The 14,810-nt window shown below is 51.3% G+C and carries 12 protein-coding genes; 3 read left to right on the forward strand and 9 right to left on the reverse strand.

From position 1 onward, the window contains the following. The 5 genes from ACI32D_RS00775 to nrdD all read right to left on the reverse strand — a co-directional run. Positions 1–601 (reverse strand): MFS transporter (locus tag ACI32D_RS00775; protein WP_439774774.1); only part of this gene is annotated, 601 nt, incomplete at its 3' end. A gap of 105 nt (positions 602–706) precedes the next feature. Next, on the reverse strand, positions 707–2,023 hold the full coding sequence (locus tag ACI32D_RS00780) for a DUF438 domain-containing protein (protein ID WP_439774775.1): 1,317 nt from the start codon (positions 2,021–2,023) through the stop codon (positions 707–709). Then, on the reverse strand, positions 2,023–2,580 hold the full coding sequence (locus ACI32D_RS00785; protein ID WP_439774776.1) for an iron-sulfur cluster assembly protein: 558 nt from the start codon (positions 2,578–2,580) through the stop codon (positions 2,023–2,025). The genes ACI32D_RS00780 and ACI32D_RS00785 overlap by 1 nt, the downstream gene beginning before the upstream one ends. A gap of 18 nt (positions 2,581–2,598) precedes the next feature. Continuing rightward, positions 2,599–3,321 (reverse strand): anaerobic ribonucleoside-triphosphate reductase activating protein, encoded by a 723-nt coding sequence (gene nrdG / locus ACI32D_RS00790; protein ID WP_003614463.1) that lies wholly within the window; start codon positions 3,319–3,321, stop codon positions 2,599–2,601. A 70-nt stretch (positions 3,322–3,391) separates the two neighbouring features. Then, entirely contained in the window at positions 3,392–5,602 is a 2,211-nt protein-coding gene (nrdD, locus tag ACI32D_RS00795) for an anaerobic ribonucleoside-triphosphate reductase (RefSeq protein WP_439774777.1), read from the reverse strand. A gap of 637 nt (positions 5,603–6,239) precedes the next feature. On the opposite strand from nrdD, the gene ACI32D_RS00800 reads away from it, so the two are divergent. Both ACI32D_RS00800 and ACI32D_RS00805 read left to right on the forward strand, forming a co-directional pair. Then, on the forward strand, positions 6,240–6,776 hold the full coding sequence (locus ACI32D_RS00800) for a phenolic acid decarboxylase (protein ID WP_274606154.1): 537 nt from the start codon (positions 6,240–6,242) through the stop codon (positions 6,774–6,776). Between the two features lie 48 nt (positions 6,777–6,824). Beyond that, on the forward strand, positions 6,825–7,358 hold the full coding sequence (locus ACI32D_RS00805) for a PadR family transcriptional regulator (protein ID WP_439774778.1): 534 nt from the start codon (positions 6,825–6,827) through the stop codon (positions 7,356–7,358). 164 nt (positions 7,359–7,522) lie between these two features. On the opposite strand, the gene ACI32D_RS00810 is transcribed toward ACI32D_RS00805, so the two are convergent. From ACI32D_RS00810 to ACI32D_RS00825, 4 genes are all read right to left on the reverse strand, one after another. Continuing rightward, entirely contained in the window at positions 7,523–8,782 is a 1,260-nt protein-coding gene (locus tag ACI32D_RS00810) for a carboxylate--amine ligase (RefSeq protein WP_439774779.1), read from the reverse strand. A 33-nt stretch (positions 8,783–8,815) separates the two neighbouring features. Next, complete coding sequence (gene asnB / locus ACI32D_RS00815) at positions 8,816–10,765, reverse strand: asparagine synthase (glutamine-hydrolyzing) (RefSeq protein ID WP_439774780.1); 1,950 nt, start codon at positions 10,763–10,765, stop codon at positions 8,816–8,818. Between the two features lie 96 nt (positions 10,766–10,861). Beyond that, positions 10,862–12,262, reverse strand: coding sequence for a metallophosphoesterase family protein (locus tag ACI32D_RS00820; protein ID WP_439774781.1), 1,401 nt, complete (start codon positions 12,260–12,262; stop codon positions 10,862–10,864). Between the two features lie 57 nt (positions 12,263–12,319). Then, complete coding sequence (locus ACI32D_RS00825) at positions 12,320–12,805, reverse strand: hypothetical protein (RefSeq protein WP_416721351.1); 486 nt, start codon at positions 12,803–12,805, stop codon at positions 12,320–12,322. Positions 12,806–13,056: 251 nt separating this feature from the next. On the opposite strand from ACI32D_RS00825, the gene ACI32D_RS00830 reads away from it, so the two are divergent. Next, positions 13,057–14,682 carry a peptide ABC transporter substrate-binding protein gene (locus ACI32D_RS00830; protein ID WP_439774782.1) on the forward strand — a complete coding sequence of 542 codons (1,626 nt, stop codon included), beginning with the start codon at positions 13,057–13,059 and terminating at the stop codon, positions 14,680–14,682. The last annotated feature ends 128 nt before the right edge of the window (positions 14,683–14,810 follow it).

Raw genomic sequence — 14,810 nt, forward strand, 5'->3', positions numbered from 1 at the left:
TTTGTTCCAGCCGGCGAGCATGGTAGGCCACGATTGGCTTGAACTTGAAAAAGGAAACCAAGGCCCCGATCAGGAACAGGCAGCTGGCAATGATAAAGAGCAGCTCAATTGAATAGTCATAGAGGTAGCCGACGATCAAGGTCCCGATAACCACCCCAAGGTTCTGGGAGAAGTAAAGAATGTTGAAGACATAGCGGCCAGGATACTTGCGCAGGCTGGTGGCGATGGAATTGACCAGGGCCCCGTTCCAGCCCCCTAAAAAGCCCGTACAGATCAGCCAGAACCAGTAGATCGGCCAGCCGTGGAAGAAGGCCATGGCTAAAAGAACCAAAGCATCCAGCAGCATCCCGCCCGTGATCAAAGGATAAGGGTTAAGGCGGTCAAAGAGCCGGCCGCTGATGGTTGACCCCAACATGTTGGCCGCGCAGTTGCAGAAGAGGACGATCCCGATTACCGACAGGCTGATCCCCAGCCGCTTGTTCAAGTAAACGGAAGTCAGTGGCCAAATGAAGCTGGCCCCGATCCAAGTAGCCAGTTCGGCCACGACCAGCCAGGGCAGCGCGATTTCCGGCAACTGGCTCTGTCCGTGTTTAGTTTTCATTTTTCCATTACCTCCCTACATTCAGCAAAAAATAACAGTAAAAATTCTCCAGGCAATAAGAAAACCACGACTCAGCAAGTCATGGCTTCTCTCTTTATTACAATTCTACAACTCTTTCTTCTTTCCTTGCAAGGCGCGCAGGTCGGTAATATCCTGCAGGACTTCCAAAACGCCCAGATACTCCCCGGCCTTATTTCTGACCGCCAAGTATTGGATGTAGACAAAGCGGCCCCGGACTTCAAACCAGAAGGCATGCTTGTCTTTTCTCCCGCTTCTGAGGTCGTCCACGATGGCCTTGACCTTAGGCACGCTTTTTGGCATGTGAATGCTAAAAAGGTTCATCCCCAGGTCATTTTTAGAGTGGGGATAAAAGCCGCAGCTGCCGCCAAAGTAGCGGATGACATCGTCCTTGTCCACAAAGACCAGGTCCAGGGGCAAAAGATCCAGGACGGCAGAAAGCTGCTCATAGCTGAGGCCGCCTTCCGCGAACTCAATGAAAGAGTCAGTCAAGGCCGGCCGGTCTTTTTCTTCCGGCCGGCTGACCTCAACCATCTTTTGGTAGTTTTCGGCTTCATTGCCGCCCAGCTGGCCGGCAAAAGCCCCGATCTGGTCGTTCCATTTGGCGATCGCTGCCGGGTCAGCTTCCTTTTTCTCAGCAAGTTCAGCAGCCGACGGCCGCCAGGCTGGCGGATCAGGGATTAGGCAGTAGCCTACCCGGACCTCGTCTTCCTTGACTCTGAGCCAATCGGCCGGCGTCGCCACTTCTGTCAAGAGCGGCAGCATGATTGCCTCTTCCTTAAAGATCATTTCGGTGACTTCCTTAGCCGCCTGTTTGACCTTTTTGGCCAAAAATTTTGGATCACCTGCTTCCGCCGCCTGCCGGGCCTCCTTGATCCAGCCCCGGATGTCGTCGTCTACCCCCCACATGACCTGGGGCGGGGCGGTAATGCCGTACTTGGTCATCAAGGGAAACATGGAGATTTCTTTTCTGGTGTAGTGCTTGTCCACTTGGGCCAGGTCAGCCAGCTCCTGCTTGATTTTTGCCAAAAGTTCCGGCTCTTCCTTCTCTTCATACTTGGCCAGATCCGGCAAAAGGGCATCGTTGACCAAAGAGGTCAAAACGACATTCTCCTGCTTCAAGGTCTGGACCGGGTGGCCGGGCCGGGCAAAGGCATCCCCCACTTCCTGCTCGCCGATCGACCCCCGGAAGACTTCCGCGTGAACCGTGCACAAGTTCTGGATTTCCTGGGGGTTGAGGCCGCCGGCGATCAAGGCCCGCTCAGCTTCCGTGATTTCCTTGACCGAGACTGAGGAAAAAGCTTCATTGAACATAGCCTTGGCCTGGTCAAAGTCCCCTTTTTCCTGCAAAAGGCGCAAGATCTCCAGCAGCTTCTCCTGCCGCTCTTTTAAAGACATGGTCATTACTCAGTCACCTCGTATCCCTTCAAGCGCAGCTTCTCCTTGACCTCTTCCAAGTCAAAGCCCATGGCCCGGCAACCCATTGGCAGGGTCATCAGCCGGCCCACCGTGTCCAGCATGCCTGGAATCTTGATCCGGTTGAAGCCAATCTCAGCCATGTCCTCAATAAATTCCGGATACTGGTCAGCGAAAGTCTTGATCGGCTGGTGGAGGTTGATCTCCTTAGCCGCCGGAGCCGGCTCTTCCTTGATGCCCAGCTGCTTTTTCGCTTGCTCGCTTAAGCGGTCCGGGGTCCAGACCGGGTACCAGACCAGCTTGATGTCCACCTGCTTGATGGCGTCCAGCTGGCCTACGGCCTGGCGGATTTCCCGGTTGAGGTAGTCGTTTAAGGGGCAGCCGGCCGTCGTCAAGGTCATGGTCACCAGGCAGTTGCCCTCATCATCGATGTCGACTCCGTAGATAAGGCCCAGGTCGACCACATTGACCAGGAGCTCCGGATCGATGACGGTCTGCAGCTGGCCGATAACCTGGTTAACCAAAGCGCGTTTTTCTTCGTCCATTTTTTCCTCGCTAAAAAACTATCTCTGCAGCTTGTCCCAGATGACCGGGTGCAGGTCCGGGGTCTTGAGGGACTTCTGCACGTCGATGATCCGCTGGTTGCTGGACCCTCTGAACTGCAGGGTCAGGTCCTTCAAGTTGTCCATGAAGCGGCCGTCGACCAGGATGTCCAGCTTCTTGAGCATTTCCACCTTGTCCGGCGTCTCCTTTAAGAGTTCCTCCCAGGTATAGCCGGACCAGGACCAGATGTCCTTGCTGTGGCCGTATTCAGCCCGGACCCGGTCAATGATCCGGTTGCAGACCCAGGTGTTCAAAAAGGGTTCCCCGCCAAGCAAGGTCAGCCCTTGGACATAGGACTGGCCGATGTCTGCAATGATCTGATCTTCCAATTCCTGGGTGTAAGGCCGGCCGTAGTTGAAGTTCTGGGCGGCCAGGTTGTAGCAGCCCGGGCAGTCAAAGAGGCAGCCGGACACGTACAAGGAGCAGCGGACCCCTTCCCCGTCAACGAAGTTGAAGGGCTTGTAGTCAGCAATCTTGTGCTTGCTGTAGTCTTCTGAGATCCATTCGCCCGGCTTGGGATTCTTGGGCTGGCGCTTCATCTTCCGGGGCTTGGCCGTCTGGCCGGCATTTTTAGCCTTGTACTGGTTGGCGTCCACAAAGACCGTTTCCCCGCCGACGCTGATCCGGATCAGGTTGTCCCGGACGTCAGGGCCTTCTTGCTGATTCTTGTCTTTCTCTGGCATCTGCTTCTCCTTTGCTCTCGATAAAAAATAGGCAGGAAAGATTCCTGCCTATTAGTATAATTCTTTTCGTTTAGTATTGGCTGTTCTTCTGCTTTTCCAGGCTGGCTTCCTCGCTGACCATGCCCAAGCTCATGTGCTTGGCCCGGTGGGCGATTTCTTCGTGCCGGCCGTGAACCATTGGCCGCTTCAAAGGATTGCCCAGGTAGCCGCAGGTCCGCTTGACGCAGTCACAGGTTTCCGGGTTGTGGTTGCCGCATTGCGGGCATTCAAAGCCCTTGGCGGTTGACTTGAACTCGCCGGCAAAGCCGCATTCGTAGCACTTGTCGATTGGCGTGTTGGTACCCAGGTAGCCGACTCTGTCGTAGGCCCAGTCCCAGACAGCTTCCAGGGCGGCCGGGTTTTGCTTCAGGTTCGGGTATTCGCAGTAGTGGATGAAGCCACCAGCAGCGTAGTATGGGTAGTCCTTTTCAAAGTCCAGCTTTTCAAATGGGGTCGGGTGCTTGCGGACATCGTAGTGGAAGGAGTTGGTGTAGTATTCCTTGTCCGTGATGTCCTTGACCTTGCCGAACTTTTCCGTGTCCAGGCGGCAGAAGCGGTCAGTCAGACTTTCGCTTGGCGTGGAGTAGACGCTGTAGTGGTAGTGGTTCGGGTCTTCCTTTTCCCACTTGGCGCAGGCATCGTGCAGCTTCTTGACCACTTCCAAAGTGAAGGCCTTGGCTTCCGGGTTCTTTTCCCAGTTTGGCCCGTAGAAGACCGTGCCGACTTCGTAAAGGCCGATGTAGCCCAGGGAAACCGTGGCCCGGCCGTTCTTGAAGAAGTCGTTGACGTCACCGTCATCGCCAACACCTTTGCCAAAGGCACCGTATTCGTACAGGGTCGGAGCGTTGACCGGCTTAGCTTCAGTAACCTTCTTGGCCTTGTATTCGCAGGCTTGCCGGCCCAGTTCCAGGCGGTCATTGAAGATTTCCCAGAAGCGGTCCATGTCGCCCTGGCTTTCCATGGCGATTCTTGGCAGGTTCAAGGTAACCACGCCCAGGTTCATCCGCCCGGAGTTGACTTCCTGGCCATTTTCATCCTTCCAGCCCTGCAGGAAGGACCGGCAGCCCATTGGGGCCTTGAAGGAGCCGGTGATGTCGATGATCTTGTCATAGCTCAAAACGTCCGGGTACATCCGCTTGGTAGCACATTCCAGGGCCAATTCCTTAACGTCGTAGTTCGGGTCGCCTGGGTGCAGGTTCAGCCCCTTCTTCAAAGTGAAGACCAGCTTCGGGAAGATGGCCGTCCGGTGTTCCCGGCCCAGGCCTTCGATGCGGACCTTCAGGATGTCCTTTTGGATTTCCTTTTCAATCCAGTTGGTCCCCAGACCGAAGCCCAAGGTGGTAAAAGGCGTCTGCCCCTGGCTGGAGAACATGGTGTTGATCTCGTATTCCAGGCTCTGCATAGCGTCGTAGATGTCCTTTTGGGTCCGCTTCTTGGCAAAAGCCTGCACCTTGTCTTCGTCGTCGATAAATTCGCGCCCTTCTTCCAGGTGCTTTTCGTAGTTCTTTTCGGCAAAAGGCGCCAGAACTTCGTCGCAGCGGTCAAAGGAGCAGCCGCCGTATTGGCTGGAAGCCACGCTGGTGATGATCTGAGCTACCTGGCTGGTGGCCACCCGGATGGAGTTCGGCACTTCCACGAAGGCATTGCCGATCTTGAAGCCGTGGTTGAGCATGTAGTCAAAGTCGATCAGACAGCAGTTGGACATTGGTGAAAGGGGCGTGTAGTCCAGGTCGTGCCAGTGGATGTCCCCGCGCAGGTGGGCCTTGGCGATGTGCTGAGGCATCAAGGTCAAACCAACCGTCTTGCCCACAGTCCCGGCAGTCAGGTCACGCTGGGTGGCAAAAACGTCAGAGTCCTTGTTGGCATTTTCGTGGACGATGCTTGGGTCCTTGTCGACCAGCTTGGCCAGGCGCTGCTTGGTGTCAGTTTCCGCCCGCCATTCAGCTTCGTCTTCCTGCCGCTTGGCTTCGTATTCCTTGGCTTCATTCAAGTAGCCCAGCTCATTCAAGCTGGCTTTAAAAGCATCGTGGACCTGTACGGCATCAACCGTGTAGGCGGCCAGCTTGGCGTAAACCTTGCTCAAAACGGCAGCCTTGATTTCGCTGTCTTCCAGGCCAAGTTCGTCCAGAACCATTTCCAGCTTGAACTGCTCAAATTTAAATGGGGCACCGTCGCGCTTGATGAACTTCTTTGGCGCATTGGCAAAATCCAGGCTCACGGCTTCTGCTGCTGGCTTTAACATGACAATCAACCTCTTATCTCTCAAAAATACTTTACATTTTTTACATCCAGCCCCTGGGGCCGGTTAAGCGAGTTACCCACAAGCAGTAGACTATCTTGTGGATTAAGTGTGGATAACCACCACATCTTGTTTTGTTTATGAGATAAGCATAGCACAAAATACCAGATCTTGTGGTCTATACAAAGACGCATTTGTGTTAAATGACAGAGCAGAATTCAGTTGCCACGGGACTTTGGGCCCGTATATTTTTAAAAAAAGAATATTTTGTTCGGACAAATATTTTTGTCCTTTTGCCAAAGTCCTTCGAAAATTTCAAAAAGATAAAAAAACGTCTAGAGAAAATCAAGAAATTCCAGAATACAACTGTTCTATGTTTCGCCAACTGAGCCAGCAGAGTCTTAGATATTTCAACACAGTCGATTAGCAAACGAAAGTCTCTCACCGCGGGAGACTTTCGCAGTGAGTCCGTATAGACTATTTTTTTGTATAGTACCCTCATCCTCAAATTTTTTGAGACTGGCGGGCAATCTTTTTTAAGTGGCAATATTTGACAATAACGACATAAAGTGATAATCTGTTTTATGTCGATAACAACATTTATGAAAGGTGGAAAATAATTATGGCAAATTTAAATCACATGGACAAGCAATTCAAAACATTGGATGACTTTTTAGGAACGCATTTCATTTATACGTATGATAATGGCTGGGAATATGAGTGGTACGCTAAGAATGATCACACGGTCGATTATCGAATTCATGGCGGAATGGTTGCTGGACGTTGGGTTAAGGATCAGCCTGCGCATATTCATCAATTAACTGAGGGCATTTATAAAGTTGCTTGGACCGAGCCAACGGGAACCGATGTTGCCTTGGATTTCGTTCCTAATGAACATAAGCTTAACGGTACGATCTTCTTTCCAAAATGGGTACAAGAACATCCAGAGATTACGGTCTGCTTCCAAAATGAACATATTGATTTAATGCATGAATCACGTGAAAAGTATGAGACTTATCCAAAATTGGTGGTTCCTGAATTTGCAACAATTACCTATATGGGCGATGCTGGTCAAGATAATGATGAAGTTATCAACGAAGCTCCTTATGCCGGTATGACCGACGATATCCGCAATGGTAGCTTCTTTGATGAAAATTATCATCGCTTGGCTAAATAGCTTGTTATATAATATTTTGCAGAATCAGATCGGAAAGGATGCTGCAAAATGCCGCAAAAAAGGATACTCCCTTATGTTATTATGGGGATTCTGCTTAATAAGGACTGTACCGGAAAGCAGATTATGGATGAGTTTCGCTTTGACATTGGAGAATTCTGGCAATCATCACATAGTCAGGTTTATCCAGAGCTAAAACGCATGGAACAAGATCATTGGATTGAAAGCTATTCAATGAAAGGTAATGATAAAGAGATACATTATCATTTAACAGCTAAAGGTTATGAAGTTATTAATAGTTGGTTGATGGAACCTGTTGATAAGTTGCCGGTATCCAAAGACCTATTTTCCTTAAAGATATTTTTCATCAATGACTGTAATGATCCGAGACTAGAAAAACTGTTTGACCACCAGATTCAATTGGTCAGCGACAGTCTTAATCATCTGCGCAAGCGTCAGCAAGCATTATTCAGCAGCCAAGAACAGATTGATCAACAATATGGACATTATTTGATTTTAACTCGCGCGATCAGCCGGCAAGAAAATCAATTGGTCTGGTTGGAAGATAAATTGAATAATCGGTAATGAAAAGAGCAATCGCGGTATGAGTCTGGGAAAAACTAGGCTCTAGATAAATAAAAAAGGTGAAACTCGATGTAATATTTCGAGCTTCACCTTTTTTGCTTGCTGGACAGCTAATATTTTTATTCGTTAGAGTCTTTTTCTCCAGACTCTTGTAACATCATTTCTTATTTGTCGAAGTACTGGCCCTTGTTGACCTGGAAGTAGGTCTTGAAGCGCTTGTAGTAGTTGTGGAACATGTACTTCATCAAAAGCCAGCGCTTAAAGGAGCTGTCCTGGTCGTAGAAGACGGTCGTCCCTACCTGGCCGGCATCGATCAATTTCAAGGCCGCCTGCTTGGCCTCGTTGTCAACGGCGTACTCCTTGAAGATCTTCTCCGGCACGCCCAGCCAAAGCATGTGGCTGCTTTCCAGCTTGTTAGCGTAGACGGTCTCCTGGCCGGCCAAGGAGTCTTCAGCGTAGTCTTCCACGTACCACTTGGCCAGGTTGTAACCGTTCAAGGTCACGTAAAAGCTGGACCGGCCCTGGCGGAGGTTGATTTCAAAGAACTTGTACTGGCCGTCGCGGGCATCGTACTTGATGTCGAAGTTGGCCATGCCGACATAGTTGATCTTCTCTAGGAAGGTCTGGACGGTCTCGTAGAGCTTTTCATCATAGGCCGGCAAAATAGCCATGTAATTCCCGATTGACTGCGGAGTCGGGTCTTCCAAGAGCGGGTGGCCCAGGCACATCATCTTAACCTGGTGGTGCTTGTCCACATAGGCGTTCAAGACCCGCATGTTGGAGTCATCGCCCGGGATGAAGTCCTGCAGGATCAAGTCTTCCTTGTAGCCGTTGGTGTAGATCTTGCCCACGATGTCCTTGAATTCATCCAGGTCCTTGATGACAAAAGCCTTCTTCCGACCTTCAAACTGGACGTCCAGCCAAGAAACCGGGTCTTCCGGCTTTAAGGCAACCGGAAAGGCAAAAGGCACGTCGGCGTATGAGCCGTCCTGGTAGTCAGCCAGCTTGATGATCTTGGTCTTCGGGTAAGGCAGGCCGTATTCTTCACAGACCTCGTAGAAGCCTTCCTTGGAGATCAGCTTTTCCAAAAGCTGGTAGTCGATGTAAGGAACAACGAAGGTCCCTTCCAGCTCTTGCTTGTGCTTAGCCAGCAGTTCCGCGTAGCCGTCCCCACAGGCAATCAGAATGACTGGCTCTTCATGATTCTGGTATTCCTTGATTTTTTCCTGCATGACTTCCATGAAGCCCGGGTCTTCGGAAAAACCAGGGTGCACTTCAACGTCCACGATCTTGGAGTAGCGGGTTGCCGCCAATTGCGTTGCCGCCCAAGCCTGGACCTTGATGCCGTAAGCTTCGTTAAAAGACCGCGCCATCCCATAGACGTTGATGTCGCTGCCCAGCAAAATTGGTGTAAATTTAGCCATTAGTAATTAAATTCTCTCTCTCTTCTTTTTGGATTAGAGCAGCTTGCCTTGAGCAATCAGGCTGGCCACTTCTGGCTGCACGTGTTGGTACTTGCGCACAGTTCCCTCGTAGTCAACGAAGAAGAGCTTGTACCAAACCAGGAAGGTGTAAATTGCCCAGATCTGCCGGCGGTGAGAACCGTCCCCATTGTAGTTCTCGTCCAGCAGGTCCAGGATCTTCTTTTGTTCAAAAATATCATTGACGAAATCTTCGCTGAAGAGGTCTCTGACCTGCTTGTAGAAACGCTCTTCCTGCAGCCACTGCTTGATTGGCGTCGGGAAGCCCAGCTTCGGCCGCTTGGCCCATTCATCCGGCAGAACCTGTTCTGAGGCCTTGCGCAGGGCATACTTGGTGTCGTACTTGTTGACCAGGTACTTGCTTGGAATGGAGTTGGCCAGTTCGGCAATCTTCACGTCCAGGTAAGGCACCCGGAGTTCCAGGGAGTGGGCCATGGAAATCTTGTCGGCCTTCTGCTCGATGTCGTTGAGCATGAAGTGGTGCAGGTCAATGTACTGCATCTGCTTGACATTGTCCAGGTCCTTGACCTTCTTGAAGTCTTCCTGGTAGTTGCCGTTGACCGTCAATTTGTTCCGGTAGCTTGGCTGCAAGACGGCGTTAGCATCCTTGGAAGTGAAGATGGTCGGGTAGTCCATGTCGTAGATGACTGACTGGCCCACGTAGAATTCACTTGGTTCAGCCAGGTTGGTGTAAAGGTGCACCTTGCCCGGGAAGTTCGGCATCTTCTTGATCTTGTGAGCCAGCTTGACCCGCTTGCCCTTTGGCAGCTTCTTCAGCTTGTCGGTAAAGACCTTGATGACATTGTTGTGGGTGTGCATCCCGTAGTTTACGTAGCCGGCAAAAAGTTCATCGGCCCCTTCCCCAGACAGGGCAACGGTCACGTGCTTTCTGGCCAGTTTGCACAGGTACCACAAAGGAATGATTGACGGGTTGGCGTCTGGTTCGTCCATGTGATACTGCATTTCCGGGAAGTCCCGCATGGCTTCTTCTGAGTAGACCTTGTCGGCGTAGAAGTGCCAGCCGTTGATGTCCGCCAGGGCCTTGGCCTTGGAGGCTTCGTCGTAGGTGTTGTCGTCAAAGCCGATGGAGAAGACTTCGTCCGGGTCCAAAAGGGCCGTCAAGAAGCTGGAGTCAACCCCTTCGCTGAGGAAGGCCCCGACCTTAACGTCGGCGTTGCGGTAAAGGTCAACCGTTTCCTTCAAGTCTTCGTTGATCTTCTTGACCGTTTCTTCAAAGGAAAGGTTGTTGTCCTTGTATTCGGCATCCCAGTACTGGTGGGTCTTCATCTTGCCGTCCTTGTATTCAAACCAGTGACCTGGCTGGAAGCGGTAGACGCCCTTGAAGAAGGTCTCCTTGAGGTCGTTGTACTGGTTCATCAGGTATGGCTTGACGGCTTCGGTGTTCAGTTCCTTTTTAAAATGAGGGAAGGCCAAAAAGCTCTTCAGTTCTGAGCCGACCAAGAGGTGGCCGTCCACGTCCTGGTAGTACATCGGCTTGATCCCGAAGAAGTCCCGGGCCCCGTACATGGTCTGGGTGTTGCCGTCCCAGATGATGAAGGCGAACATCCCCCGGACCCGCTTGAGGATCCCGTCCATCCCCCATTCTTCATAGCCGTGCAGGATGACTTCAGTGTCGGCCTTGGTGGTAAAGGTGTGGCCCGCCTTGATCAGTTCTTCTCTCAAAGGCTTGAAGTTGTAGATTTCCCCGTTGAAAATGATCGCCCGGCTGCGGTCTTCGTTGTAGATTGGCTGACTACCGCCCCGCAGGTCGATAATCGACAGTCTTCTGAAGCCCAGGGCCACCTTGTCGTTGGTGTACATCCCATCGCTGCTTGGTCCCCGGTGTTCAATGGTAGCCATCATCTTGCCGATGGCCGCCTGCTTGTCATTGATTTCTGGATCGTAAAAGGCGACAATTCCGCACATATTTTCTCTTCCTTAATTCTAGTTAGTTTCTATAAAGTCAACTTCTTATTATAAAACAAGGGCTCTAATGTTTACAGAGTCCTTGTCAATCTTTACTTAAATGAAAAAAATTCTCCGTCTGGTCGCGGCCCCATAGCCAAAGACCTTGATCCGCCGCCGGAAAAGGTCCACGTTGACGATGTAGCCCGCAAATTCATTCTGGTGGTCCATCTTCCGGTTTAAGTTCTTGTTATACTTGGTCGTCAGCTGATGGCTTGGGCCCATCAAGGCTGAGCAGTTGAACAGGACATACTGGATGCCGTTGATCCGGTACTGGTCTTCCACATGCCGGTGGCCGCAGAAGTAGGCAATGATCCGGGCATCCTTGACCTTGGTGAAGTCAAAGTCATTGCTTAAGCGGAATTCCGCTGGCACGTCCTTGCTGGAGTGCATCCGGCCCTTTTCCTTCTGGTTGAAGGCCACTAAGAGCTCATGCAGGGACCGTCCGTTGTACTTCAAGGCATTGCCGCCCTTCCGGTTGATCGGGTTGGCGTGGCTGAGCAGGATGACCTGCTTGCCGCTTGACTGCTGCAGGATTTCGATCAATTCCTGCACTTGGTCTTCCCGTACCCCCAGGGTCAATTTGACGTCGTACTTTTTCTGTCCTTTTTCATCCAAAATGTAGGGAATGTCTGACGTGTTCAGACTGATCACCCGGACATGGCCCTGGTCAAACCAGGCCACCCCGTGCTGGCGGGAAACATAGCCCAATTCCCGCTGCCGGTACATCTCCGGCCACATGATCTTCTCAAACTCCCGCTCCGGGAAGCTGGCCTTTAAGTCATGGTGCTCGTCAAACTTGTCGTTTTCATCATGGTTGCCCTTGATCATGAGGTAAGGCACCTGGCTGGACTTAAAGGAGTCCCGCAGCTTCATCAGCTCGCTTTCGCTGATGAGGCCGGCATCAGAACCGTCGATCCAGTCGCCCAAGTGGCATTTGAGGTCCAGGATGTCCAGCTGGTCCAGGTAGGAAAACTCTCTGACATGCATCAAGCCGTTCCAGCCATAGAAGTCCAGGCTGTCGACATTCTTGAAGTGGGTGTCGGTAATGACCCCGATATTGACGGAGTCGTCGCCTTCCCTGATTTCCTTTTTCACGTCGGAGACAAAGCGGGTCAAGTAGTCTTCCACGACATAGCGCCGGCCCGTTTCCCGGCTGCGGAAAGCCTTGAAGCGATTCAGTTCCGGCACGAATTTCCGGTCGTATTCAGCAGCCAGGCTGTCGGTGTTTTCCGGACTGAGCGCCTGGTGCAGGATGCCCTGGTCATCTTGGTAGACCGTCAAGGTAAACGGCCGGCCGTCAGGCGTTGCGTCGCGAGCATCGACATGGTACTCCCCTACCGTCAGATACTTCTGCATGGGATCCAGGAGCTCGCCGCCATTCTTTTGCACGGCGCGCAATTTGGAAGCCCCAACTGCCTTGTCAATAATTCCCTTTGTGTATTTAAACAGGTCCATTTCTACCCTTCCAAAAAGCCTAAAATCACAAAAAGCCGGGCCTCCCCCGGCTCTCAATTATAGATTTTCTGCTAAAGCGTGTGCCGCCAAGCCCAGGGAAAGCACGGCATCCTTAGACAAGACGTTGCGCAGGTCGGCAGCGGCGATGGCTTCAACCGCCCCGATGACCTTGAGTCCGTAGACCAAAACGTGCATGTCGGTTCTTGGCACGTAGTTGCCTTCGACATAAACGTTTTCGTGGTTGTAGGTCAGGTTGATTTCGTCCTTGTCAACGAAACCATCCACGTGGTTGGTCAAGATGCGGTCATGCAGGTCGCCCAGCTTGCCGGTCAGATTAGTCAAGGCCAGGTAGTGGTCACTTTCAGTTTCATAGTATTCATCTTCGGTCCGGTCGAAGTAATTGCTGATGGGATCGTTCAAGACGCCCAAATCATCGATGGCCTGGTAAACCCGGCCGGTATCCAGCTTTGCTTCACCGTTAAGAATCTTGTCTTGAGCTTCAGCCAACTCGTCAGCCAGCTCCATGGTAGTTAATTTTTCCATGTTGTCCTCCTTGCAATCTTACCCTAATTATAGCAAAAAGTCGGTCTGGAATAGCTTTTTTTACTTGGGCAAAGCGCTTTTTTAAGGATAAAAAGAGTTTCCTAAAAATAATGACAAAAAAATTAAAGTCCATCTGGTATTTTTTAAGTTATTTGCTATAATTAGTAATATCTCTTAGATCAGTAGTTTAGCTGCATCTATCTGGCTGTGTCGTAATATATGAGTTTTATAAGAAAAAGAAGGCAAAAAACATGAGAAGCAAGAAACTTTTAGCCAGCTCAGCCGTAATCTTAGCCAGCGCGGCCACCTTAGCCGCCTGCGGGTCAAACAGCTCACAAACCAGCGCCAAGAAGCAGACCCTTACTTGGATGAACACCGCGGAAATGGCGACTTTGGACGCCTCCAAGGCAACCGACCAAGCATCTTATGAACAAATCAACAACGTTGAAGAAGGGCTCTACCTTTTGGGCAAGAATGCCAAGGTGCAAAACGCCCTGGCCACTTCCACCAAGAACAGCGCTGACGGGAAGACCTGGACCTTTACTTTGAGGAAGAACGCCAAGTGGTCCAACGGGGACCCGGTTACGGCCCAGGACTTCGTCTATTCCTGGCGCAGAACCATCGACCCGAAGACCGCGTCTGAATATGCCTATTTGTTCTCCGGCATCAAGAACGCTGACGCGATCGCGGCTGGCAAGAAGAAGCCAACTGCTTTGGGGATCAAGGCTGACGGCAAGTACAAGCTGACGGTTACTTTGGAAAAGCGGATTCCTTACTTCAAATTGCTGATGGCCTTCCCGCTCTTCTTCCCGCAAAACCAGAAGTTCATTGAAAAGGCCGGCTCTAAGTACGCAACCTCATCCAAGTACATGATCTACAACGGGCCATACAAGCAAGTCGGCTGGACTGGGTCCAACCTGACCTGGAAACTGGTCAAGAACGACAAGTACTGGGACAAGAAGAGCGTTAAACTCGACACGGTCAAGTTCAGCGTGCAGAAGACTCCTTCAACTGACTACAATCTTTACCAAAGTGGCAAGCTTGACGCCGCCTTCCTGGATGCCCAAGCCACCAAGTCTTTGAAGGGCAAGACCGGCTACACCCAGCGCAAGATGTCCACGACCCAGTACCTGTCCTACAACACCAAGAAGCACCCGGAATTCAAGAACAAGAATCTCCGCTTGGCTATTTCCATGGCCATCAACCGGAAGGAACTGGCTTCAACTCTGGGCGGGGCAGCTACTCCGGCGACGACTTTTGACCCAGAAGGCATGACGACTGTTAACGGCAAGGACTACACTGACACGGTCAAGAACGCCGCTACTGAAAAGGCAACGACTTACAATGTCACTGAAGCCAAGAAGCTCTACAAGCAAGCTTTGAAGGAAACCGGCAAGAAGAAGATCTCCTTCACCCTCCTTGGCGACGACGACGACACGGCTAAGAAGGCAGCGGAATTCGTCCAAAGCCAGCTGGAAAACAACCTGGGCATCGACGTGCAAGTTCAAAGCATCCCGAAGAAGACCCGGCTGACCAGAATGATGAGCGGCAACTTTGACGTTGTTTCAACTGGCTGGAACGCCGACTTCTCCGACCCAATTTCCTTCCTTGACCTGCAGACTACTGGTGCTTCATACAACTACGGCAAGTGGTCAAACAAGACTTACGACAAGTACGTGGCTGCTTCTAAGACGACTGGTTCAGATGCTGACCGCTTCAAGGACCTGGCCAAGGCTGAACAAGTTCTGCTGGAAGAACAAGGGGTTACCCCACTCTACCACCCAATCGAAGCCTGGATGGTCAAGCCAAGCGTTAAGGGCGTGATCTACAACGGCGCCGGGGCAAACTACAGCTTCAAGTACGCTTACCTGAAGTAACAAGCAGCAATAGCACAACAAACAACAGATAACAGACAACAGACTAGAAACAAAGAAAAGAGGCTCGCGTTACGCGAGTGCTATAAGAAATGTGGAAGAATGTGCGCTTGATACCGGCTGGTTCACAT

Source organism: Lactobacillus sp. (genome assembly GCF_051873315.1).
Taxonomy (GTDB): domain Bacteria; phylum Bacillota; class Bacilli; order Lactobacillales; family Lactobacillaceae; genus Lactobacillus.